Annotated in this window: 21 protein-coding genes and 3 tRNA genes; 16 read left to right on the top strand and 8 right to left on the bottom strand. The window is 73.7% G+C overall.

The genetic code is table 11. The annotated features are described in order from the left end of the window. Positions 1 to 22 precede the first annotated feature (22 nt). The 5 genes from ACTWLT_RS15775 to ACTWLT_RS15755 all read left to right on the top strand — a co-directional run bounded on the left by ACTWLT_RS15775 (position 23) and on the right by ACTWLT_RS15755 (position 3,528). Entirely contained in the window at positions 23 to 883 is an 861-nt protein-coding gene (locus ACTWLT_RS15775; protein WP_252419895.1) for a S1C family serine protease, read from the top strand. Positions 884 to 993: 110 nt separating this feature from the next. Beyond that, positions 994 to 1,290 (top strand): hypothetical protein, encoded by a 297-nt coding sequence (locus tag ACTWLT_RS15770; protein WP_445319026.1) that lies wholly within the window; start codon positions 994 to 996, stop codon positions 1,288 to 1,290. A 34-nt stretch (positions 1,291 to 1,324) separates the two neighbouring features. After that, positions 1,325 to 1,750 carry an alternative ribosome rescue aminoacyl-tRNA hydrolase ArfB gene (arfB, locus tag ACTWLT_RS15765; RefSeq protein ID WP_252419897.1) on the top strand — a complete coding sequence of 142 codons (426 nt, stop codon included), beginning with the start codon at positions 1,325 to 1,327 and terminating at the stop codon, positions 1,748 to 1,750. Between the two features lie 109 nt (positions 1,751 to 1,859). Next, positions 1,860 to 2,858, top strand: coding sequence for an aldo/keto reductase (locus tag ACTWLT_RS15760; protein WP_445319025.1), 999 nt, complete (start codon positions 1,860 to 1,862; stop codon positions 2,856 to 2,858). Between the two features lie 73 nt (positions 2,859 to 2,931). Beyond that, the gene (locus tag ACTWLT_RS15755; RefSeq protein WP_252419899.1) at positions 2,932 to 3,528 is read left to right on the top strand and encodes a TetR/AcrR family transcriptional regulator; all 597 of its coding nucleotides are present in this window, start codon (positions 2,932 to 2,934) and stop codon (positions 3,526 to 3,528) included. Positions 3,529 to 3,543: 15 nt separating this feature from the next. Here the strand turns inward: ACTWLT_RS15755 and ACTWLT_RS15750 are convergent, their stop codons facing one another. Continuing rightward, positions 3,544 to 4,410, bottom strand: coding sequence for a 3-methyladenine DNA glycosylase (locus ACTWLT_RS15750; protein ID WP_445319024.1), 867 nt, complete (start codon positions 4,408 to 4,410; stop codon positions 3,544 to 3,546). A gap of 34 nt (positions 4,411 to 4,444) precedes the next feature. After that, positions 4,445 to 5,899, bottom strand: coding sequence for a hypothetical protein (locus tag ACTWLT_RS15745; protein WP_445319023.1), 1,455 nt, complete (start codon positions 5,897 to 5,899; stop codon positions 4,445 to 4,447). A 174-nt stretch (positions 5,900 to 6,073) separates the two neighbouring features. Here ACTWLT_RS15745 and ACTWLT_RS15740 point away from each other — a divergent pair, with 174 nt between their 5' ends. From ACTWLT_RS15740 to ACTWLT_RS15725, 4 genes are all read left to right on the top strand, one after another. Then, a complete protein-coding gene (locus ACTWLT_RS15740; RefSeq protein WP_252419902.1) occupies positions 6,074 to 6,877 on the top strand; it encodes a fumarylacetoacetate hydrolase family protein in 804 nt (267 codons plus the stop codon). Between the two features lie 108 nt (positions 6,878 to 6,985). Continuing rightward, positions 6,986 to 7,057 (top strand) — tRNA-Gln (locus ACTWLT_RS15735). 134 nt (positions 7,058 to 7,191) lie between these two features. After that, positions 7,192 to 7,264, top strand: a tRNA-Glu gene (locus tag ACTWLT_RS15730). 162 nt (positions 7,265 to 7,426) lie between these two features. Continuing rightward, positions 7,427 to 7,499 (top strand) — tRNA-Glu (locus ACTWLT_RS15725). Positions 7,500 to 7,691: 192 nt separating this feature from the next. Here ACTWLT_RS15725 and ACTWLT_RS15720 read toward each other — a convergent pair. Next, positions 7,692 to 8,378: an IclR family transcriptional regulator gene (locus ACTWLT_RS15720; RefSeq protein WP_445319022.1), complete on the bottom strand. Its 687-nt coding sequence runs from the start codon at positions 8,376 to 8,378 to the stop codon at positions 7,692 to 7,694. Between the two features lie 49 nt (positions 8,379 to 8,427). Here ACTWLT_RS15720 and leuC point away from each other — a divergent pair, with 49 nt between their 5' ends. From leuC to ACTWLT_RS15700, 4 genes are all read left to right on the top strand, one after another. Then, on the top strand, positions 8,428 to 9,873 hold the full coding sequence (gene leuC, locus ACTWLT_RS15715; RefSeq protein WP_445319021.1) for a 3-isopropylmalate dehydratase large subunit: 1,446 nt from the start codon (positions 8,428 to 8,430) through the stop codon (positions 9,871 to 9,873). Between the two features lie 14 nt (positions 9,874 to 9,887). Then, positions 9,888 to 10,475, top strand: coding sequence for a 3-isopropylmalate dehydratase small subunit (gene leuD / locus ACTWLT_RS15710; protein WP_445319020.1), 588 nt, complete (start codon positions 9,888 to 9,890; stop codon positions 10,473 to 10,475). A 172-nt stretch (positions 10,476 to 10,647) separates the two neighbouring features. Next, complete coding sequence (locus ACTWLT_RS15705; RefSeq protein WP_445319019.1) at positions 10,648 to 11,340, top strand: HU family DNA-binding protein; 693 nt, start codon at positions 10,648 to 10,650, stop codon at positions 11,338 to 11,340. Positions 11,341 to 11,478: 138 nt separating this feature from the next. Further along, positions 11,479 to 13,431, top strand: a complete 1,953-nt coding sequence (locus tag ACTWLT_RS15700; RefSeq protein ID WP_445319018.1) for an endonuclease/exonuclease/phosphatase family protein — start codon at positions 11,479 to 11,481, stop codon at positions 13,429 to 13,431. 55 nt (positions 13,432 to 13,486) lie between these two features. Here the strand turns inward: ACTWLT_RS15700 and ACTWLT_RS15695 are convergent, their stop codons facing one another. Genes ACTWLT_RS15695 through cofC form a run of 5 tightly spaced genes read right to left on the bottom strand, consistent with a single transcriptional unit; the run spans position 13,487 to position 19,177 of the window. Further along, positions 13,487 to 14,365, bottom strand: a complete 879-nt coding sequence (locus ACTWLT_RS15695; protein ID WP_445319017.1) for an NUDIX hydrolase — start codon at positions 14,363 to 14,365, stop codon at positions 13,487 to 13,489. Next, positions 14,353 to 15,873, bottom strand: coding sequence for a CYTH and CHAD domain-containing protein (locus ACTWLT_RS15690; RefSeq protein WP_445319016.1), 1,521 nt, complete (start codon positions 15,871 to 15,873; stop codon positions 14,353 to 14,355). Before ACTWLT_RS15690 ends, ACTWLT_RS15695 begins: the two co-directional genes overlap by 13 nt. A gap of 24 nt (positions 15,874 to 15,897) precedes the next feature. Next, positions 15,898 to 18,252 (bottom strand): RNA degradosome polyphosphate kinase, encoded by a 2,355-nt coding sequence (locus ACTWLT_RS15685; RefSeq protein WP_445319015.1) that lies wholly within the window; start codon positions 18,250 to 18,252, stop codon positions 15,898 to 15,900. A 54-nt stretch (positions 18,253 to 18,306) separates the two neighbouring features. Beyond that, positions 18,307 to 18,504 (bottom strand): cold-shock protein, encoded by a 198-nt coding sequence (locus ACTWLT_RS15680; RefSeq protein WP_252416756.1) that lies wholly within the window; start codon positions 18,502 to 18,504, stop codon positions 18,307 to 18,309. 25 nt (positions 18,505 to 18,529) lie between these two features. Next, positions 18,530 to 19,177, bottom strand: a complete 648-nt coding sequence (gene cofC, locus ACTWLT_RS15675; RefSeq protein WP_445319014.1) for a 2-phospho-L-lactate guanylyltransferase — start codon at positions 19,175 to 19,177, stop codon at positions 18,530 to 18,532. A gap of 126 nt (positions 19,178 to 19,303) precedes the next feature. Here cofC and ACTWLT_RS15670 point away from each other — a divergent pair, with 126 nt between their 5' ends. The 3 genes from ACTWLT_RS15670 to ACTWLT_RS15660 are packed head-to-tail and all read left to right on the top strand — an operon-like array spanning position 19,304 to position 22,224. Continuing rightward, positions 19,304 to 20,041: a lysophospholipid acyltransferase family protein gene (locus tag ACTWLT_RS15670; RefSeq protein ID WP_445319013.1), complete on the top strand. Its 738-nt coding sequence runs from the start codon at positions 19,304 to 19,306 to the stop codon at positions 20,039 to 20,041. 49 nt (positions 20,042 to 20,090) lie between these two features. After that, the gene (locus ACTWLT_RS15665; RefSeq protein ID WP_445319012.1) at positions 20,091 to 21,098 is read left to right on the top strand and encodes an NAD(P)H-dependent glycerol-3-phosphate dehydrogenase; all 1,008 of its coding nucleotides are present in this window, start codon (positions 20,091 to 20,093) and stop codon (positions 21,096 to 21,098) included. Positions 21,099 to 21,105: 7 nt separating this feature from the next. Continuing rightward, complete coding sequence (locus ACTWLT_RS15660; RefSeq protein ID WP_445319011.1) at positions 21,106 to 22,224, top strand: cystathionine gamma-lyase; 1,119 nt, start codon at positions 21,106 to 21,108, stop codon at positions 22,222 to 22,224. The last annotated feature ends 17 nt before the right edge of the window (positions 22,225 to 22,241 follow it).

Here is a 22,241-nt window from a genome sequence, read left to right as displayed (position 1 = left end):
ACCTCGACCGGAAGGAGTACGCATGGCAGTGCAGACCGGACTGGGCGAACCGCGCGGTCCCTGGTTCATCTCGCCGGAACTCGACCCGGACGGGCGCGGGTGGTGGGACGCGCCCGGTTCGGGCCGGGAACCCGGTGGCCGGCGGCCGGGACGACTGCTCGCCGCGCTCGCCGTGGTGGCGCTCTCCGCCGTCTCGGGGGCCGTGGCCGGTGGCGTGGTGGCCAGCCGGGACGGCGTCCCGGGGGAGGCCGCCGCGTCGGCCGCCCCGGTGCCGGCCGAGCTGGTGACCGCCGCCCAGCGGACCGTGCCCGGGGTGGTGTCGGTGCTGGCCGGCGGGACGAACGGCGGCTCCGCGACCGGCTCCGGGTTCGCCGTGGACGACGAGCAGCACCTGATCACCAACGACCACATCCTGGCCAAGGGTGGCGGCGGACCGGTGACGGTGGAACTCCCCGACGGCCGCCGGTTCGCCGCCGAGGTGGTCGGCCGGGAACCGCGCAGCGACCTGGCGGTGCTGAAGGTGCCGCCGTCGGCCGGGCTGGCCCCGTTGCCGCTGGCGAAGCCGGGCGCGACGCGGGTCGGTGAGCCGGTGCTCGCGGTGGGCTCGCCGCTCGGTCTATCGGGAACGGTCACCGCGGGCATCGTCAGCGCCCTGGACCGGCAGGTGCGGTTGGGCAACAACCGGCACAGCGCCGTGCAGACCGACGCCTCCATCAACCCCGGCAACTCGGGCGGACCGCTGGTCAACGCTCGTGGAGAGGTGGTCGGGGTGAACACCGCGATCGCCACCATCGACGGCAACGGATCCATCGGCATCGGCTTCGCCATTCCGATCGACCAGGTGCAGCAGACCGCCGACACGATCATCGGCAAGGGCGGCTGAGCTGCCCGGACGGCCGGGAGGAGGGCGCTGGGATCACCAGCGGTGTCGGATATCCGGCCCGAGAGCATCGGGCCATGGAAATATCACTCTGTATATGGATACTGGCGGAGGTGGAGCGTCCTCTTCTCACGGTCCTCCTGCTGGTGGGCCTGGTCATCGGATGTGCAGTGGGGTCGGCGTACGCCCGCGCGCGGCGTGGGTGGAGTGACTACCAGACCGTCAAGAAATCGGTGCCGGGTGCCCGCCGTGGCGCCTGGCTCCTGATCCGGGGGGTCGCGACCAAGGCCGGCGTGATCGCGCTGCTTCTGGTCGGTGCGGTGGCGTACGCCGCGGTCGGCTCCGACGACGAGACCGCCGGCCCGGCGCCCAGTCCGTCGGCGACGCAGAGTGAACCGCCGCACCGCTGACCCCCGGAGCGCCGGTGCGGGTTAGCCTCGGGGCGTGGACGACGGACTGCGGGTGACCGACCGGTGGGTCGTCCCTGCCGGAGAGCTGCGGGAGCGTTTCTCCCGCTCGTCCGGGCCGGGTGGGCAGGGCGTCAACACCGCCGACTCCCGGGTGGAACTGAGCTACGACCTCGCCAACTCGCCGGCCGTGCCCGAGTCGGTCCGGTCGCGGGCGCTGGCCCGGCTGGCCAACCGCCTGGTGGACGGGGTGCTGACGATCGCGGCCAGCGAGCATCGGGCGCAGCTGGCCAACCGCGAGGCCGCGCGCGAGCGGATGCTCGCCCTGCTGCGGGAGGCCGCGTCGCCCCCGCCGCCGCCGCGGCGGCCGACCCGCCCCTCGCGGGGCGCCAAGGAGCGCCGGCTGGCCGAGAAGAAGCGTCAGTCGCAGCGCAAGCGCGACCGCCGGGCCGACGGCGAATAAAGAACAGCACCCCTCTTCCGGCGGGCCCTCCGACTATCGACTGACAGAATCTGGCATCTGTCAGCCCAAGGATGTACGCTCAACGGGTCACCCCAGGAGAGGAAGACTCATGGACACCCGCAACCTCGGCACCACCGGCCCCACCGTCTCCGCGCTCGGGCTCGGCCTGATGGGCATGTCCGACCTCTACGGCGCCGCCGACGAGGCCGAGAGCATCGCCACCATCCACGCCGCGCTGGACGCCGGCATCACCTTGCTGGACACCGGCGACTTCTACGGGATGGGCCACAACGAGATGCTGCTGCGCGACGCGCTGCGCGGCCGCAACCGGGACGACGCCGTCATCAGCGTCAAGTTCGGCGCGCTGCGCGACGTCGAGGGCGGTTGGAACGGCATCGACCTCCGACCCGCCGCCATCAAGAACTTCCTGGCGTACACCCTGCGCCGGCTCGGCACCGACCACGTCGACATCTACCGCCCCGCCCGGCTCTCGCCGGACGTGCCGGTGGAGGACGTGGTGGGCACCATCGCCGAGCTGGTCAAGGCCGGCCACGTCCGGCACATCGGCCTGTCCGAGGTGAGCGCCGAGACGCTGCGCCGGGCGCACGCCGTGCACCCGATCACCGACCTCCAGATCGAGTACTCGCTGATCTCCCGCGACCCGGAGGCCGAGATCCTGCCCACGGCCCGTGAGCTGGGCGTCGGGGTCACCGCCTACGGCGTGCTGTCCCGGGGCCTGATCAGCGGCCACTGGACGGCGCAGCGGGAGACCGCCGGCACCGACTTCCGCAGCCACCTGCCCCGGTTCGCCGGCGCCAACCTGGACCGCAACCTGGCCCTGGTGGACGCCCTGCGCGTCATCGCCGAGACGCGGGGCGTCACCGTGGCCCAGATCGCCATCGCCTGGGTGCTCACCCGGGGCGACAACATCGTGCCCCTGATCGGCGCCCGTCGCCGGGAGCGGCTCACCGAGGCGCTCGGCGCCGCGGCGGTCACCCTGACCGAGGCGGACCTGGCCGCGATCGAGGCCGCAGTCCCGGCGGGCGCGGCCGCTGGCGCCCGCTACGACGAGGCGCAGATGGCACACCTGGACAGCGAGCGGGCATGACCGCCCGGCCGTGGCGCGACCGCCGGCCGGGGGCCGCGCCACGGCCGTCCGCGCCGTCAGGGAGGCTGGAGGAATGAGCGACGCCACCGCCCTGACGGCCGACCGCATCCTCGACACCGCCGAGGAGGTGCTGCGCCGGTACGGGCCGGCCAAGGCCACCGTGCTGGACGTCGCCCGCGCGCTGGGCGTCAGCCACGGCAGCGTCTACCGGCACTTCGCCAGCAAGGCGGCGCTGCGCGAGGCGGTCGCCGAACGCTGGCTGGCCCGGGTCTCCACCCCGCTGATCGAGGTGGCCACCGGCCCCGGCCCGGCACCGCAGCGGCTGCGCCGGTGGCTGGCCGAGCTGAGCGGCACCAAGCGCCGGATGGCCCGGGAGGACCCGGAGCTGTTCGACAACTTCCACCAGCTCGCCACGCTCTCCGAGGGCGCGGTCGCCAACCACCTGGAGGTCCTCGCCGGGCAGCTCAGCCTGATCGTCGCCGACGGGGTGGCGGCCGGCGAATTCACCGTGCCCGACCCGGCGGTGGCCGGCCGGGCGCTGTTGCAGGCAACCGCCCGGTTCCACCACCCGGCGCACCGCGCCGAGTGGAGCGAGCCGGGCCTCGACGACGACATGGCGGCGGTCGTCGCGCTGCTCATCGACGGCCTGCGTACCCGCCCCGGGAGCTGACCCGGGCGCCGCCGGTCAGGCCGGGACGGCCGCGAGCAGCCGGTCGCGCAGCACCGCGGCCCGGTCGGCGAACCCGCGCTGCGCGGCGGCGTACTCCGCCCGACCCTCCGGCGTCTCCACCCGCACCGGCGGATGACCGAGCGCCGCCAGGTCGTACGGGCTGGCCCGCATGTCCAGCGTGCGGATCTCCCGGGCCAGCGCGAAAGCGTCGGCCACCAGCTCCGAGCTGACCAGCGGGGAGAGCTTGTACGCCCACTTGTACAGATCCATGTTGGCGTGCAGGCAGCCCGGCTGCTCGTTCGCGTGCTGGGTCTCCCGCGTCGGGGTGAGCAGATTCAACGGCCGGGCCGGTGCCGTGAAGAACCGGAACGCGTCGAAGTGGCTGCACCGTACGCCCCGCTCCTCGACGACCGCCGCGGTCCGCTCCGGGTCCAGCCGCAGCGGCCAGGCGTTGTGGCGCAGCTCCTCGCGGGTCTGCCGGTAGACCATGGCCCACTCGTGCATCCCGAAGCAGCCGAAGTGCGGCGCCCGCCCGGCGGTGGCCGCCAGCAGCGAACGGATCCAGCCGATCGACTCGCCGCGCCGCGCGCGTACCGCCTCGGTGTCGAGGGTGACCCCGGCGTCGGTGGCGCGGTAGTCCCGCCCGAACTCGGCGGGATCCGCACCGCGCAGCTCGACCCCGGCACCCGGGTGCCAGCGACGCAGCTGGGCCGGACGGTGCGAGTAGTAGGTGAACAGGAAATCGGCCACCGGGTGCCGCTCGCCGCGGTGCCGGCGGGCCAGGTGCGGGGCCAGCCAGACGTCCACCCGCTCCTCGTGGGCCTGGCGGCGGGCCTGCCAGTCCGCCACGTCGAGCACGGCGGGGGCGAGGGCGGCGGTCACGCACCCCAGGGTACGACCGCCGCCCGCCCCTCGGTCAGGGCATGTCCACCCGGACGCCGGCGGAGAACACTCCGCTGCGCAATTCCAACTGCTTGGGCGGATCCCGCCCGTCGACGGTGAAGACCAGCGGGAGCACCACCCGACTGCCGGCGGCCACCGGATCGGCGAAGACGTCCCGACCCAGGTTCGCGGCCCTGGTGGCCGACTCGTCGGCGCTGACCCAGCGCCCACCGGGCAGGTAGGCCCGCTGCAGCTGGCCGTGCCACGGCTGGTGGTCGCCCGTGAGATTGCGCACGCCCACCGTGGCCTGGCAGCGTCGGCCTGCGGCCGGAGCCGCACCACCGTCGGCCGGCCGGGCGGCGCCGGCCGCACCGCACGACATCCCGTACACGGTGAACTCGAACGCCGTCTCCCGCAGCGGCACACCCAGCGGACCGGAGACCCCGGTGCCCATCCACGCGCCGCTGGTCGGCTGCTTCTGGGTGTCGATCGCCGCGACCCGCCGGGTCGCCGTCCAGCCCGCCGCGCCGAGCACTCCGGCCAGCACGACCACGGCCGCTCCCACCAGCAACCAGACCGGCGGGGTACGCCGCCGCCCCGCCGGGGTCGGCGCGGCCGGGCGCGGGTAGATCGTTCCGCGTCCACCGTCGGGTCCACGGTCGGCGGCCAGGGCGGCGGCCGTCACCCGACGCCCGCGCCGCCGTCGCCACACCAGGGCCAGACCGGCGACGATCAGCAGCAGGACGGCCACGCCGGCCAGCAGCACCGGGATCCGCCGCCAGGGCGGCGCCTCGGTGACCTCGGCGGCGGGTGTCGCCGCCCCCTGCCAGGTGGCCGTGGCGCAGTCGTACGGCCGGCTGCCGTCACTGGTGAAGGCGCAGGCCGGCGCGGTCAGCGCCTGACCGGGCGCGGTCGCGGTGAGCGCCGTGCCCAGCGTGGTGGTGCTGTGCGCGGGCAGCCTCAACCGCCAGGTCACCTCGGCGGTGGATCCGCCGGCACGGGTGGAACGGCCGCCCGCGGTGATCGAGGTGGCCGACGAGCCGGGTGGCAGCTCCTGGCGCACGGTGGTGTCGACCGGCGAGTTGCCCACGTTGCGCACGTGGATCCGGTATCGCGGCGCGGGGCTGCTCTCCGGGGCGACCGCCACCGTGACCGGCGGCGCGGGCGTCGACGCCGGTGTCCTGGGGGGCGGCGCCACCGCCGGTGGCGCCGAGGGTGGGGTGGGCGGCGTGGTCGCCGAGGGCGCCCGTGCTGCCACCGCCACCGGTTGCGGCGTGGTGACCGCCGGTGGCGGCACGGCCGCCGTCGGTGGCGGCGTGGCCGCTGCCGGTCGGGCCGTGGCCGCTGATGGTTGTGGCGTTACGGCCGGTGGTCGTGGCGCGGCCGCCGCCTCCGGGGCCGCCGCCGGCAGGGCCGGTACGGCGGCGAGGATGCCGAGGCAGTGCACGAACACTGCGAGGGCTCTGTGGTGTCGTGTCGATGCAGGCATACGAACGAACCTCCGGAGCCGACGCTAGGGGTGCCCTCCCTCCGTGCGGGTACGAAGTCGGGAAGCCCGCCCCGGCCGTCGTCGCCTCGGGTAGGGTGGCCCGCCCTGACGGGTTGAGCACACCTGGCAGCCCGTCCTGGCCGGCAGGCCCGCCGACGGGGCTAGATTGACCAGGTGCGTATCGCTCGTTTCGCTCATGCCAAGGGAATGTCGTTCGGGGTCGTCGAGGGCGAGCCGGAGGCCGGGCCGCAGGGCCTGACCATCGCCGAGATCGAGGGCCACCCGTTCGGCCAACTGTCCTTCAGTGGGGCCCGCTGGGCCCTCTCCGACGTCCGACTGCTCTCGCCGATCCTGCCCAGCAAGGTGGTCTGCGTCGGTCGCAACTACGCCGACCACGCCGCCGAGCACGGCAACGAGGTGCCCAAGGAGCCGTTGCTCTTCCTCAAGCCGTCCACCTCGGTGATCGGCCCCCGGGACGCCATCCGGCTGCCGATCTTCTCCAAGCAGGTCGAGCACGAGGCGGAACTCGCGGTGGTGATCGGAGCGCCGGGAGCGCGCCGGGCCGACCGCGCCGCCGCCGAGCGGGCCATCTTCGGCTACACCTGCGCCAACGACGTCACCGCGCGGGACCTCCAGCGCTCGGACGGGCAGTGGACCCGGGCCAAGGGCTTCGACTCGTTCTGCCCGATCGGTCCGTGGATCACCACGGGGCTGGACGTCTCCGACCTGGAGATCCGGTGTGAGGTGGGCCGCAACCCGGAGGAGATGGAGGTACGCCAGCTCGGCCGGACAAAGGACATGGTCTTCGACGTCCCGGGTCTGGTGTCGTACATCTCGCACGTGATGACTCTGCTGCCCGGTGACGTGGTGCTGACCGGCACGCCGGCGGGGGTTAGCCCGCTCGTCGAGGGGGATACCGTCACCGTGCGGATCGAGGGGATCGGCGAGCTCAGCAACACGGTGGTCCCCGTCGCCTGATCCGTTCGATGCCCCTGTTTCCGCAGCTCACAGGCGGTTCGGGGGGATCGGATTTGGCCTGCCGGCACCGGGAGGGTAAAGTTCACTCCCGGCGCCGCAAGGGGCCAATGGGGTATGGGGTAATTGGCAGCCCGACTGATTCTGGTTCAGTTAGTCTAGGTTCGAGTCCTGGTACCCCAGCGCAGCTGGGATTCGCGAGAATCCCGGACGCTGGATTCTGACGGAGTTCGACTCCGCCCCTCCGGGGGCGGAGAGTGGTCTTCGGTAGAGTGCAGCTCCTCCGCCCGCGAGGGTGGGGGAGCAGAACTAGTTCTGGCCCCGTCGTCTAGTGGCCCAGGACGCCGCCCTCTCAAGGCGGTAGCGCCGGTTCGAATCCGGTCGGGGCTACATCTGTGCACAGCCCGTCTCACCTGGTGAGGCGGGCTGTTTCGTGTCCCGCCCCGCCCTCCGGCCCCGCCCCCGGCCACGCACCCCATGCCGACCGCTCAAGACGGTGCCGCTAGACTACAAGCCGCACCGCTCGCGAGAGCGGTGAAGCAGGAAAGTTCTGGCCCCGTCGTCTAGTGGCCCAGGACGCCGCCCTCTCAAGGCGGTAGCGCCGGTTCGAATCCGGTCGGGGCTACAACGAAAGGCTCGTCTCGCTTCGCGAGACGAGCCTTTCCCGTCCCACCCCGGTCCCCGGTCCCCGCCCCCGGCCCCCGCCCCCCTCTCCGTCGATCATGAAGTTATTGCCACCGGCATCGGCGCGTCTTGGCAATAACTTCATGATCAACGGGGGGAAGTTGGCGGGCGGGGGGTCGGGGTGGGGGTGGGGTTAGAGGCCGGAGAGGCGTTGGCCGGCTCGTACGACTGCCATGGCGTGGCGTTCGCCGGGGCGGCGGCCCAGGCGCTCGATCGGGCCGGAGATGCTGACCGAGGCGATCACCCGGCCGGTGCGGTCGCGGATCGGGGCGGAGACGCTCGCCACACCGGCCTCGCGCTCGGCGACGCTCTGCGCCCAGCCACGGCGGCGGACCTCCGCCAGGGTGCGACCGGTGAACTTGCTGCGCGGCAGCAGCGGCATCACCGCCTCCGGCGGCTCCCACGCGAGCAGGATCTGGGCCGCCGAACCGGCGGTCATCGGCAGCACGGAGCCGACCGGCACGGTGTCCCGCAGACCGCTGGCGCGCTCCGCCGCCGCCACGCAGATCCGCTCGTCGGCGCGGCGCAGGTAGAGCTGCGCACTCTCGCCGGTGGCGTCGCGCAGTGCGGACAGCAGCGGCTCGGCGGCGGTCAGCAGGACGTCGGGCGCGGCGTTGGCCAGCTCGCCCAGCCGGGGGCCCGGGCGCCATCGGCCCTGGGTGTCCCGGACCAGCATCCGGTGGATCTCCAGTGCCTGTGCCAGCCGGTGCGCAGTGGCCCGGGGCAGCTTCGTACGGTCAACGAGTTCGGCCAGGCTGGCGCCGTCCACGCAGGCGGCCAGGATGACCACCGCCTTGTCGAGAACGCCGACACCGCTCATACTGTGTCCCACAAGCCGAAACTTACCTCCCAGAATTTAGGATGTCCAGATGGTGGGAGTCACTCCTGAGCCGAGGACCCTGGCCGAGAAGGTCTGGGACGCGCACGTCGTACGGTCCGCCGCTGGTGAGCCGGACCTGCTCTTCATCGACCTGCACCTGCTGCACGAGGTGACCAGCCCGCAGGCGTTCGACGGGCTGCGGCTCGCCGGGCGCCGGGTGCGCCGTACCGACCTGACCCTCGCGACCGAGGACCACAACACACCGACCGGGTACGCCGATCCGGCGTTCCGGCTCCGCCGCGGTGACCTGCTCACCATCGCGGACCCGACGTCGCGGACCCAGATCGAGACGCTGCGCCGCAACTGCGCCGAGTTCGGGGTGCGGCTGCACCCGCTCGGCGACGACAACCAGGGCATCGTGCACGTGATCGGCCCGCAGCTCGGGCTCACCCAGCCGGGCATGACGATCGTCTGCGGCGACTCGCACACCGCCACGCACGGCGCGTTCGGGGCGCTCGCCTTCGGCATCGGCACCAGCGAGGTGGAGCACGTGCTGGCCACCCAGACGCTGCCGCAGAGCCGCCCGAAGACCATGGCCGTGAACGTCACCGGTCAGCTCGCCCCCGGAGTCACCGCCAAGGACCTGGTGCTCGCGCTGATCGCCCAGGTCGGCACCGGCGGCGGTCGCGGGCACATCGTCGAGTACCGCGGCGAGGCCATCCGCTCCCTCTCCATGGAGGGTCGGATGACGATCGCCAACATGTCCATCGAGTGGGGTGCCAAGGCCGGCATGATCGCGCCGGACGAGACCACCTTCGCGTACCTCAAGGGTCGCCCGAACGCGCCGCGGGGCGCGGACTGGGACGCGGCCGTGGCGTGGTGGCGGACGCTGCCCACCGACGAGGGCGCGCGCTTCGACGCCGAGGTGACCCTGGACGCCAGCCGGATCACCCCGTTCGTCACCTGGGGCACCAACCCGGGGCAGGGGGCGCCGCTGAGCGCGCCGGTGCCGGACCCGGAGGAGTTCGCCACCGACTCGGAGCGCGCAGCGGCCCGCCGCGCTCTGGAGTACATGGACCTGCGCGCCGGCACCCCGTTGCGCGAGCTGCCCATCGACGTGGTCTTCGTGGGTTCCTGCACCAACGGCCGCCTGGAGGACCTCCGGGCCGCCGCCGACGTGCTGCGCGGCCACAAGGTCGCCGACGGGGTCCGGATGCTCGTGGTGCCCGGCTCCGCCGCAGTTCGGGAGGCGGCCGAGGCCGAAGGGCTGGACAAGGTCTTCGCCGACGCCGGTGCCGAGTGGCGGTTCGCCGGCTGCTCCATGTGCCTGGGGATGAACCCGGACACGCTGAAGCCGGGCGAGCGCTCCGCCTCCACGTCCAACCGCAACTTCGAGGGCCGTCAGGGCCGGGGTGGGCGTACCCACCTGGTTTCCCCGCCGGTCGCCGCCGCCACCGCCGTGGTCGGCCGGTTGGCCGCCCCCGCCGACCTGTAGAAGGGACTGAGGAGATGGAGTCGTTCACCACCCACACCGGGACGGCCGTGCCGCTGCGGCGTTCCAATGTGGACACTGATCAGATCATTCCCGCCGTGTACCTCAAGCGGGTGACCCGGACCGGTTTCGCCGACGGGCTGTTCAGCGCCTGGCGCGAAGATCCGGCATTCGTGCTCAACGATCAATCGTATTCCGGGGCGTCGATCCTCATCGCCGGCCCGGAGTTCGGCACCGGCTCCTCCCGCGAGCACGCCGTCTGGGCCTTGCGGGACTGGGGCTTCCGGGTGGTCGTGGCCCCGCGCTTCGGCGACATCTTCCGCGGCAACGCACTCAAGGAGGGCCTGCTGCCGGTCGAGTTGGAATTGAAAGCCGTCGAAGAATTGTGGGACCTGGTCGAGGCCGATCCGCGCACCCCGATCACCGTCGACCTGACCGCCCGCCAGCTGCGGGCCGGGGACGCCACCTGGTCGTTCCCACTGGACGACTTCAGCAGGTGGCGGTTGCTGGAGGGCCTGGACGACATTGGACTCACCCTTCGGCACGCCGCCGACATCGACGCGTACGAGAAGAGCCGGCTGCCGTTCCTGCCGTCGGTGGCATAGCCGTACGCCCGATCGCACACCGGATTCCACCCCCATCGGTCCAACCGGTGGGGGTGAATCCGTTACGACACAAGGGCTTTTTTCCACCGAATGTTTGTGTCCCGGCAGCACAGGGCATACCGTGCGCGCAGAATGGCTCGCGACGAGTCAGTTGCACAATCGGGAGGAAGTCGTGAACAAGGCCGAGCTCATCGAGGCGCTCGCCGTTCGCCTGGGGGACCGGAAGACGGCGACGAACGCCCTCGAGGCGGTCCTCACCGAGGTCCAGGCGGCGGTCACCAAGGGCGAGAAGGTGGCGATCACCGGATTCGGAGCATTCGAAAAGCGTGTGCGTGGTGCGCGAACAGCGCGCAACCCGCGTACCGGCGAGGCGGTGAAGGTCAAGAAGACGTCCGTGCCGACCTTCCGCGCTGGCGCCGGGTTCAAGGAGATGGTGGCCAGCGGCAAGGTGCCGAAGGCCGCGGCACCGACGAAGAAGACCGCCACCGCGGCGGCCAAGACCACCGGCGCAAAGGCGGCGGGCACCAAGGCTGCCGGGACCAAGGCGGCGGGCGCCAAGGCGGCGGGCACCAAGGCCACCGCCACCAAGGCGGCCAGCAAGAAGACCGCCCCGGCCAAGGCGAGCAAGACCACCACGGCGACCAAGACGGCCGCCAGCAAGAAGACCGCCCCGGCCAAGGCGAGCAAGACCACCACGGCGACCAAGACGGCCGCCAGCAAGAAGACCGCCCCGGCGAAGAAGACCGCCGCGGCGACCAGGTCGACCGCGGCGAAGAAGACCACCGCGACGGCGAGCAAGAGCGCGGCGGCCAAGAAGGCGCCGGCGAAGAAGGCACCGGCCAAGAAGGCGGCCAGCAAGCGCTGATAGACCCGCAGGAAAGGGCGTCCACCCGTAGGGTGGGCGCCCTTTCGGCGCTACCACACCGTTGACCGGGCCGATGGGCACGCGCAGAATCGCCGTGCCGGCCCCCTCCGCCGGTCCGCCGACGGGAAGAGGGCGCCGGTGCGCTACCGCCACCTCACCACCGGATCGCTCGCGCTGGGCGTCATCCTGCTCATCGACGTGCTGCGGGTCTGGCTGCCCGGCATCATCACCATCTTCGGTCAGGCCGCGTCCACTCCGGCCGAGTTGATGGGCGCGTTCGCCCTCGGCTGGTTCCTGCTCGCGCTGGCCGCACCGGCGCTGGTCCGGCGGGTGGGCGCCCGCCCGGTCACCGTCGTCGCGGCCGTCGTGCTGGCTGCCGCCCGGCTCGCGCTCACCGCCACCCCCGGCGGACGTCCGCAGCTCTGGTTGGCCACCGCCGGGCTGCTCGCCGGTCTGGTCTGGCTCGTCGGCGTCGCCGCCCGCACCGATGCGCCGGTGCCGGGGCTGGCGCTGGGGTTGGCGGCCAACGCGGCCGTACACGCGCTGCTGGACACCCATGACCTGGTCTGGCGGGGCGACTGGGTGGGCTGGCTGCTCAGCGTCGTCGCGGTTGCCCTGTTCCTGCTCGGGACGGCGCTGCCCAGCGAGCCGGCCGGTTCCGGCGGTGCGAGGGCCTGGCTGCTGGCCGGGCCGGCGCTGCTGCTCGCCGGGATGGTGGCACTCGCCCCGGCGCTGGCCCGGACCGGAACCTCGTACCTGGTCGCGGGCGACGGCGTGGCCCGCTCTCCGCTGTTCGGGCTGGCCCCGGTGCCGGTGGCGGTCGCCGGATTCCTGCTGGCGGCGCTGACCGGCCCGCGCCGGAGATGGGTCCGGCCGCTGGGACCGGCGGCGTTGCTCACCGGCGCACTGTTGTTCGCTCTCGACCGGGGCGACCTGCTCGTCCCGGCCATCCTGCTGGCCGCTGTGGGCCTGGGAGCCTGCCTGGCCCTCACCGACACGACCACCAGCGCCGACACGGCCACCAGCGCCGACACGGCCGCTGTGAGCGCCGACACCGCCGGCGGTGCCGGGCCGGCCGGCGGCGCGGCGGGGGACGTGCGGTGGCCCGGCCGTCGGGGGTACGCGGTCGCGTCCGGCATGGTCGTCTTCGCGCTGGGAGCCGTCGGGTACTACTCCGCCTACGATCTCGGCTATCCCAACGGCGCCGTGCCGGTGGCGGTCGCCGCGCTGGTCGCCGTCGTGGCCCTCGCCGCGCGTTCCGCCGCGCGCCCGACCCCGGCCCCGTTACCGCCACTGCGGACCACGGCCGCGGTCACCGTGCTGGCCCTGCTGGCGCCGCTGCTCGCCGACGACGTGCCCGTTGCCGGCAACCGGGACGGTCCGCCCGACCGGCTGACCGTGGTGGCGTACAACATCCGGATGGGATTCGGGCTGGACGGCCGTCTCGACGCGGACGGACTTGCCGACGTCGTCGAGCGGCAGCGGCCGGACGTGGTGCTGCTCAGCGAGGTCGACCGGGGTTGGCTACTCAACGGCGGCCACGACACGCTGGACCTGCTGGCCGACCGGCTCGACATGCCGTACGTCTTCGCGCCGGCCGCCGATCCCGTCTGGGGTGACGCCGTGCTCAGCCGCTGGCCGGTGACCGATCCACAAACTCTGCCGCTGCCCGCCGTCGGGGCGCCCACCGGCGCGCAGGCCCTCGCCGTCACCCTGGACCTCGGCGACGGTGTCCGAACCGCCGTGGTCAGCACCCACCTGCAACCACCGCCCGACCGGGGACCGGTGGTCCAGGCCCGCGCCGTCGCCGACTTCGCCACGGGGTACGCGGCCGGCCGGCCGCTGGTGGTGGCCGGTGACCTGAACACGGAGCCGGGCGACGAGGCGTTCGGACAGTTCACCGACGCCGGTCTCGTCGACGCGTTGGCGGCCGCGCGACCGCTGGCGACCAGCCCCGCCGACGATCCGCGCCAGCAGATCGACCACGTCCTCGTCTCGCCCGGCCTGACTGCCACCGGCCCGGTCGCGCCGCGCGGCACGGCCAGCGACCACCTGCCGGTGGCGGTCACCCTCGCGCTCCCGTCCCGCTGAGCCCTGTGGCGATCTCGACTGGATCACGAGGGCGGCGGCCGCACGGAGGCGGTCGCTACAGGCGGTCGGCGGCGAGCAGCCGGTCGGCGGTGAAGGCGAGCAGCCAGCCGCCGCCCTTCGGTGTGGTGAAGTCCTCGTCGTCGCGGCCGGTCAACCGCTCCAACGCGCCCGGCAGCACCTTGCCCTGGCTGCACACCGCCGCCCGCCCGCCGGTGGCGGCCAGTTCCATCAGCCGGGCGGCGGTGGCGAGGATCTGCTCGTCGTGCTGCTGGCCCGGCTGCGGCTCGTCCAGGTCGCCGCAGATCTCGATGGGCAGGTCGAGCAGCGCGGCGGCCGGGTCCAGGGTCTGCACGCAGCGGCGCGGCGATGCCGAGACCAGCCGGGCCGGTCGGACCAGCGCCACCAGCCCGGCCAGCGCGTACGCCTGGGCCCACCCCTCGGCGTCCAGCGGCCGGCCGGTGTCCGGGCCGGTCCAGGTGGCCCGCTTGCCGGCGTGCCCGTGCCGGACCAACGCGATCGTCGACGTCACCGGCGGAAGCGCGGCGAACGCGGCCAGCACCTCGGCGTCGTGCGGGTAGCTGACCAACCGGATCGCGTCGTCCACGGCGAGCCAGCGGGTGTCGTCCACCTCGGTGCCGGGCTGGAAACCACCGGTGGCCACCGCGAGCATCGACCAGTAGTCGACGAGTTTCGGCTGACCCTCGCTGCGGTAGCGCACCGACGGCAGCCGCACCTGCGGCACACCCTGGACGTCGGACTCCTCGGCCACCTCGCGGACCGCCGCGGCCAGCGGATGCTCGCCCGGCTCCAGCTTGCCCTTCGGCAGCGTCCAGTCCCCGTAGCGCGGGCGGTGCACCACACAGACCTGCACGCCGTCGGCGGACGGCCGCCAGGCCACCCCGCCGGCCGCCCGGATGCCGGTCACGGCAGCCAACGGGTTCGCCGTCGCCGCGTGGCCCGGTGCCAGGCGGCCGGGAAACGGCCCCGCATCCGGCGTACGGTGTCGCGTTCCCGTTCGGCCAGCCGACCGGCGGTGACGGCCAGGTCGTGGTCGTCCGGTCGTTCGGCGGCGACGGCCAGCCAGGTGTCCGCGGCCACGGCGGCGTCCTGGTGCTCGCCGAGGACGTCCTGCACCCCGGCGAGCGCGCGGGCCAGTCGGCGCGCCGCCATGTTGAGCGCCGGGGCCACGGCGTTGACGGCGTACCGGGCCTGCTTGCCCTCCTTGCGTACGGCGTGCCAGCGTTCGTCGGGTGCCAGCGGGTCGAGCGCGTCGACGCCGTCCGGCCCGGTCAACCGCCGCCAGGGGCGGGCCACCAGCCCGGGCAGGGCCTGCCGTGCGGGGGTGGCGGCCCGGCGGGTGAGCCGGGGGGCGCTGGCGGCCAGCACCAGGGTGTCCATCAGGGCCAGGTAGCGAGCGGAGCGGAGCGCCTCGTCGACGGCGGTGAGCGCCTGCCGTTGCCGCTCGGCGAGTGCCCCGTCCAGCCGGTCCACCGCTGCCGGGTCGAGCGGGCTGAGTGGATCGGCGGTCGCCGTGCGTCGCAGGCGGTCGCGCAGCACCTCGACGTCGCGGGCCGTGCCGAGCACCCCGGCCAGCCAGCGCAGTTCGGCGCGCAGCGGGCGGGCCCAGGTCTTACGGACCAGTGGCGCGAACGTGCGCAGGTCGCTGCGGAGCCGCCGGGAGGCCACCCGCATCTGGTGGACGGCGCTCCTGCCGCTGCCACTGGGGGCACGCAGCCGGACCAGCGGGTCGTGCGCCAGCAGCCGGCGTACCTCCTTGCGGACCGCCTCGGTCACCACGTCGCCGGCGCTGGGGTCGGTCGTCAGCCCGGCCGGTGCGACCAGGTCCGGCTCAGCGTGTGCCGCCGGGCCCAACGCCCGTACGTGCTTGGGGGTGAACGATCCGCCGCGAGCGCCGGCCTCCCGCAGCACCGCGCCGACGTGGTCCAGCAGCTTCGCCTCGCCGGCCTTCAGCTCCACCTCCACCTCCCGGAAGGCCCCGGTGGTGGCGCCGGAGTCGTCGAGCACCGTCACGTGGTCGTCCACCACCTCGGCGAGCACCGTGCCGCCCCTGTCGCACACCTCCCAGGCGTGCCGGACGGTCCGGACCACCGTCACGGGCACCAGCGGTGCGCCCCGGTGCAGCACGGTGACCAGCTCCACCAGCTCCGGCGGCGGCTGCCCGACCGGCCCCGGCCGGGAGATCTCGTGCCGGACGCCGGGCGTCGACGTGGGCAGCTTCACCGTCCAGGGCAGCTCGTCGCCCCGGCGGTGCCGCAGCGAGGCGCCGGCCCGGGCCAGCCGCAGGTCGACCGTGTCGAGGTAACGGGCGACCAGCGTCACCGGCGGCAGTGCCCGGACCTGGCCGCCGGCGGGAGCTGTGGCGGACAGGTCCGGCAGCACGTAGGCGTCGTCCACCTCGTACTTCTGCTCCTGTTCCACCATCAGCTCAGCCTATGCCGCGACCGGTCAGCCGGCGGTGCCACCGACGCGGCGCAGCAGCAGTTCCTGGAGATGGAGGTGGGCGGCCTCGTCGCCGCCGGTACGCCGGGTCCAGGTGCCGTCGCCGGCCAGCTCGAACGCGTCCACGTCGGGGCTCATCGCCAGGGTCAGCACGTGGTCCAGTTCGGCGCGGGCGACCGGGTCGCTCACCTGCACCAGCGCCTCCACCCGCCGGTCCAGGTTGCGGTGCATCAGGTCCGCCGAGCCCATCCAGAACTCGGCCTCGCCGTTGTTGCCGAACCGGAAGACCCGGGAGTGCTCCAGGAACCTGCCGAGGATCGAACGGACCCGGATGTTCTCCGACAGGCCCGGCACCCCCGGCCGCAACGTGCACATGCCCCGGATGAGCAGGTCGACGTGCACGCCGGCCTGGGAGGCCCGGTACAGCGCGTCGGTCACTCCCTCGTCGACCAGCGAGTTGACCTTGAACTGGACCAGGCCGGGCATGCCCAGCCGGACGTGCGAGATCTCCCGCTCGATCCGCTCGATCAGGCCGCTGCGGATGCCCTGCGGTGCGACCAGCAGCCTCCGGTACCCGGTCTGCCGGCTGTAGCCGGTGAGCACGTTGAACAGGTCGGTGAGGTCGGCGCCGATCTCCGGGTCGGCGGTGAGCATGCCGAAATCCTCGTACAGCCGGGCGGTCTTCGGGTGGTAGTTGCCGGTGCCGATGTGGCAGTACCGGCGGATCTGGTTGCCCTCCTGCCGGACCACCAGCGCGGTCTTGCAGTGCGTCTTCAGGCCGACCAGCCCGTACACCACGTGGCATCCGGCGCGTTCCAGCGTGCGGGCCCAGCCGATGTTGGCGACCTCGTCGAAGCGGGCCTTCACCTCCACCAGCACCACCACCTGCTTGCCGGCGGCGGCAGCGTCGACCAGCGCGTCGACGATGGGGGAGTCGCCGCTGGTCCGGTAGAGGGTCTGCTTGATGGCCAGCACGTTCGGATCGGCGGCGGCCTGCTCGATGAAGCGCTGCACACTCGTGGCGAACGAGTGGTACGGGTGGTGCACCAGGATGTCCCCGTCGCGCAGGGTGGAGAAGACGCTGCGCGGCACCTCGCCCTCGGTGAGCCGGGGATGGGTGGCCGGCACGAACGGCTTGTCCTTGAGATCCGGCCGGTCGGCCTCGCCGTAGACCTGCCACAGCGCCGAGAGGTCGAGCAGCCCGGGCACCCGCAGCACGTCCTGGTCGTCCATGTCCAACTCCCGGACGAGCAGCTCCAACATGTGGTCGGAGATCGACGCGGCCGCCTCCAGCCGGACCGGCGGGCCGAACCGGCGGCGGGCCAGCTCCCGTTCCAGGGCCTGCAACAGGTCCTCGTCGCGGTCCTCGTCGACCTCCACCTCGGCGTTGCGGGTGACCCGGAACAGGTGGCACTCGACGACCTGCATGCCGCTGAACAGCTGCCCCAGGTGCACCGAGATCAGGTCCTCCACCGGCAGCATCCGCACGCCGGGTTGCTCCCGGTCCACGCGTACGAAGCGGGGAACGTTGTTGGGCACCTTCACCCGGGCGAACAGCTCCGAACCGCCGTCCGGGTCGCGGACGGCCACCGCGAGGTTCAGCGACCGCCCGGAGATGTACGGGAACGGGTGCGCCGGGTCCACGGCCAGCGGTGTCAGCACCGGGAAGATGTGCTCGCGGAAGTAGGTGCGCAGCCGCTCCCGCTCGGCGTCGCCCAGCTCGCTCCAGCGCAGGATCCGGATGCCCTCGTCGGCCAGCTTGGGCAGCACGTCGTCGACAAAGCAGGCGGCGTGCCGGGCGACCAGCTCGGCGGTCCGCTCCGAGATCATTTCCAGCTGGGTCCGCAGGGGCAGGCGGTCCCCGCCGCGAACCGGCAGGCCGGCGGAGAGCCGCCGCTTCAGACCGGCGATCCGCACCATGTAGAACTCGTCCAGGTTGCTGGCGAAGATGGCCAGGAACTTGGCCCGCTCCAGCAGCGGCGTGCGCTGGTCCTCGGCCAGCGCGAGCACGCGGGCGTTGAAGTCGAGCCAGGACAGCTCCCGGTTGAGGAACCGGTCGTCCGGCAGTGGCGTGGGTGTCGGGGGCTCGTCGTCCGGATCGGTGCCGCCGGCCTGCGGTGCGGCCGCCCGCACCCCGCCGGCAGAAGGGCCGTCCGATTCGGTGGTCGGGACGGCGGGGTCGAGGACCTCGTCCAGGCCCGAGGACGACACGGCCGGGTCGGTGTCGAGCGCGTCGGCGCGGGCGGCGCCGGCGCCCTCCGCCCGGGTCGGGCGGAAACGGCCGTCGGCACCGCGCGTGCGGGTGCCGTTGAGGGGGTCGGTGGCGGGCGGGCTGGCCGGGTGCTCGCGAGGGGTGCTCACCCGCTCATAATCACCCGATTCCGGTTAACGCAAAATGAACTTGGCCTCGCCGGCTCAGTTCATCGTCGGCAATGTCACCCGCACGACCTCGCCGTCGGGATCGGTGTCGATGCTGACCCGCTGGCCGAGCCGGAGCAGCCGCAGCCCGGAGGCGTCGAAGGCCCGGGCGGGGAAGCGCATCTCGGTGCCGTCGTCGAGCAGCAGGACACCGCTGCGCGTCGCCGCGTCGTAGCTGGCCACCGTGCCTTGCATGCTGGCACCGTACACCGGGGGCGGTTCAGCCCGCGGAGCGCGCCGGGGAGCCCACGGCCGCCAGCGCGGCGGTGCGCGGCCCCAGCCCGAGGAGCGCGGCGGCGGCCAGGTCCGCGGCGGTGTCGACGTCCCGGCGCAGGCTCGGCCAGTCGCCGGTCAGCGGGAGCGCTCCGCTCGCCGCGTGCGCCGCCGCCGAGCCCACCCCGAACCGCGGGTCGAGGGGGACGCCCGGCGGCGCGGTCAGCAGCACCGTGCCGGTGCCCGGGGCGTCGGGCACGAACCGGCGTACCCCGGACCGCCCGGACCGGGCCGCGAGCAGCGCGCCGGTCAGCTCGGCCGGCCGCAGCGCCGGCAGGTCGGCGGTGAGCCCCGCCACCCATCCGGCGGTCGCGCCCGCCGCGCCGTGCCGGAACGCCGCGTTCAGGCCGGCGTCGGGCTCGTCGGCCAGGACGCGCGCGCCGGCGGCCCGTGCCGCCGCCGCCACCCGGGCGTCGTCGGTCACGACGAGGGCCTCGGCGACCGCCGGGCAGGCCAGCACCGCGCGGACCGTGTCGGCCGCCAGGGCCAGCGCCAGCTCCTCGTGCGGTACGCCGGGCAGCGCGCCCCGCAGCCGGCTCTTGGCCGCGGCCAGACGCTTCACCGGCACCACCACGGCCCACCTCGGCTGACTCACACCCGCAATCCTGCCAGCCGGACGCTGGGACCCTCGCTGGCCGTACCGGGGGCGAGCAGGCATGATTTCCGCTGCGGGTCTCGGGGACGGGGTCGGCGGTGGGTCGGGGCGCGACGAGGAGGCACAGTGGCACGGCGGAGGCTGGGGTTCTGGCAACAGTTCGCCGTGGGGCTGGTGAAGCCGGTGATGACCGTCTGGACCCGGCGTACCTGGCGCGGCCAGGAGCACCTCGGCCGCGACGGTGGCGTGATCATCGTGGCGAACCACATCTCGCACGCCGACCCGCTGGTCTCCGCGCACTTCATCTACGACTCCGGACGGTGGCCGCAGTACCTGGGCAAGGCCAGCGTGTTCCGGGTGCCGGTGATCGGATGGATCCTGCATCGGTGCCGGCAGATCCCGGTCGAGCGGGGCAGCGTGGACGCGGTCCGCTCGCTGGACGCCTCGATCGCCGCCCTCGACGAGGGCGGCGCGGTGGTGATCTACCCGGAGGGCACCACCACCCGGCAGCCGGAGCTGTGGCCGATGAAGGCCAAGACCGGCGCCGCCCGGCTGGCGCTGGCCACGGGCGCGCCGGTGGTGCCGCTGGTGATGTGGGGGCCGGAGCGGATCTTCGACCCGCGGACCACCCGGCTCAACCCGCGCCCGCGGATACCGGTGACCGTGGTCGCCGGCGAACCGATCGACCTGAGCCGCTGGGCGGGCGCTCCGCCGACGCGGGCCATCCTCGAGGAGATGACGGACGCCATCATGGTGCGGCTGCGGGACATGCTCGCCGAGATCCGCGGCGGTACCCCGCCGCCGCTGTGGGAACGACCGGCCCGGCCCTCCGCCGAGCATCAGCAGCAGGGTGGTGCCGCGTGAACGAGCGAACCGTCGGGCAGGCCGCCGCGCGGCGAAGCGGAGCGGTGGCGTGAACGGCCACGTCGCGGTGCTCGGCGCCGGCTCCTGGGGCACCGCGTTCGCCAAGATCCTCGGTGATGCGGGGCGCGACGTGACGGTGTGGGCCCGCCGCGCGCCGGTGGCCGACAGCATCCGTGACGAGCGCCGCAACCCCGAGTACCTGCCGGACCTGCTGCTGCCGGCCGGGGTCACCGCCACCGCCGACGCCGCCGAGGCGATCACCGGCGCCGAGGTGGTGGTGCTGGCCGTGCCGTCGCAGACCCTGCGCGGCAACCTCGCCGAGTGGACCCGCTACCTGCACCCCGACGCCACGCTGGTGTCGCTGATGAAGGGCATCGAGCTCGGCACCACCAAGCGGATGAGCGAGGTCATCGTGGAGACCGCCGGGGTGGCCGCGGACCGCGTGGTGGTGGTCTCCGGCCCGAACCTCGCCCCGGAGATCGCCGCCGAGCAGCCGGCCGCCACCGTGGTCGCCGGCACGAACAGCCACCGCACCGCGCTCGTGCAGGCGTCGATACGGACGCCGTACCTGCGCCCGTACACCAACGACGACGTGATCGGCTGCGAGCTGGGCGGCGCGGTCAAGAACGTGATCGCCCTGTCGTACGGCATCGCCACCGCGATGGGTTTCGGTGACAACACCCGGGCCATGCTGATGACGCGTGGGCTGGCCGAGACCGCCCGCCTGGGCGTGGCGCTCGGTGCCGACCCGATCACCTTCGCCGGCCTGGCGGGCATGGGCGACCTGGTGGCGTCCTGCTCGTCGCCGCTGGCCCGCAACCGCACCTTCGGCGAGCACCTGGGCCGGGGCGAGACGTTGGAGCAGGCCCAGACCGCCACGCGGCAGACCGCCGAGGGCGTGAAGAGCTGCCTGGCGATCCGCGACCTGGCCCGGGCACACGGGGTGGAGATGCCCATCACCGAGCAGGTCGAGCGGATCTGCCACGAGGGGATGGACCCCCGGCTCGCCGTGGAGACCCTGATGAGCCGCACCGCCAAACCCGAGTCGTACGAGTGAGGATCCGATGACCGATCTGGGGGACGGCACCCGCTGCGTACGCGCCGGGCTGCCCGAGCCGGCACCGGGGGACCCGTTCCTGCCCGGGCCGGTCTTCGCCGCGCCGTACCACCTCGACCCGTGGGAGGGTCCGGCCGGCTCGCCGAACGGCTACGGCCGGCCCGACAACCCGACGCGGCGGCTGCTGGAGGCGGCCGTGGGTGAGCTGGAGGGCGGTGACTGCCGGGTCTTCGCCACCGGCCAGGCCGCCATCACGGGGATGCTCCTCGCCCTGCTGCGCCCGGGCGACACCGTGGTGCTGCCCGCCGACGGATACTTCCCGGTCCGGGCGTTCGCCACCGGCGTGCTGGAGACGATCGGTGTGCGGGTGGTCTTCGTCCCGACCGTCGGGCCGTACCCGTCGCTGGAGGGCGTCCGGCTGGTGCTGGTGGAGACCCCGGCCAACCCGGGCCTGGACGTGGTCGACGTGGCCACCCTGGCCGAGCGGGCGCACGCCGCCGGCGCGCTGCTCGCGGTGGACAACACCACGGCCACGCCGCTCGGCCAGCGCCCGCTGGACCTCGGCGCCGACCTGGTGGTCGCCTCCGGCACCAAGGCGCTCACCGGCCACTCCGATCTGCTGCTGGGTTACCTGGCCAGCCGGTCAATCGAGCTGATCGAGGCGGTGACGGTCTGGCGCACCACCACCGGCGCGGTGCCCGGCGCCTTCGACGCCTGGTTGGCCCACCGGTCGCTGGCCACCCTCGACCTGCGGCTGGCCCGCCAGAGCGCCAACGCGGCGGCGGTCGCCGACCTGCTCGCCGGCCGGTCGGACGTGACCGGCGTGCGCTGGCCGGGGCGGCCGGAGGACCCGGCGTACCCGGTGGCCTCGGCGCAGATGCGCCGGATGCCCGGGGTGCTCTCGTTCGACCTCGGTGACGCCGACCGGGTGAGTCGCTTCATCGACGCCGCCCGGCTGGTGGCGGCGGCCACCTCCTTCGGTGGCCTGCACACCACGGCGGACCGGCGGGCGCAGTGGGGTGACGACACCGCCCCCGGCTTCGTCCGGCTCTCCTGCGGCGCCGAGGACACGGCCGACCTGGTGGCCGACATCGCCAAGGCCCTGGACGCCGCGGGGACGGTCTGAGTTATCGTGTCGGCGGC

The sequence above is a fragment of the Micromonospora yongxingensis genome (genome assembly GCF_052601155.1).
The sequence above is the reverse complement of the archived record's forward strand: the minus strand, read 5'-3'. Positions and strand labels throughout refer to the sequence as shown.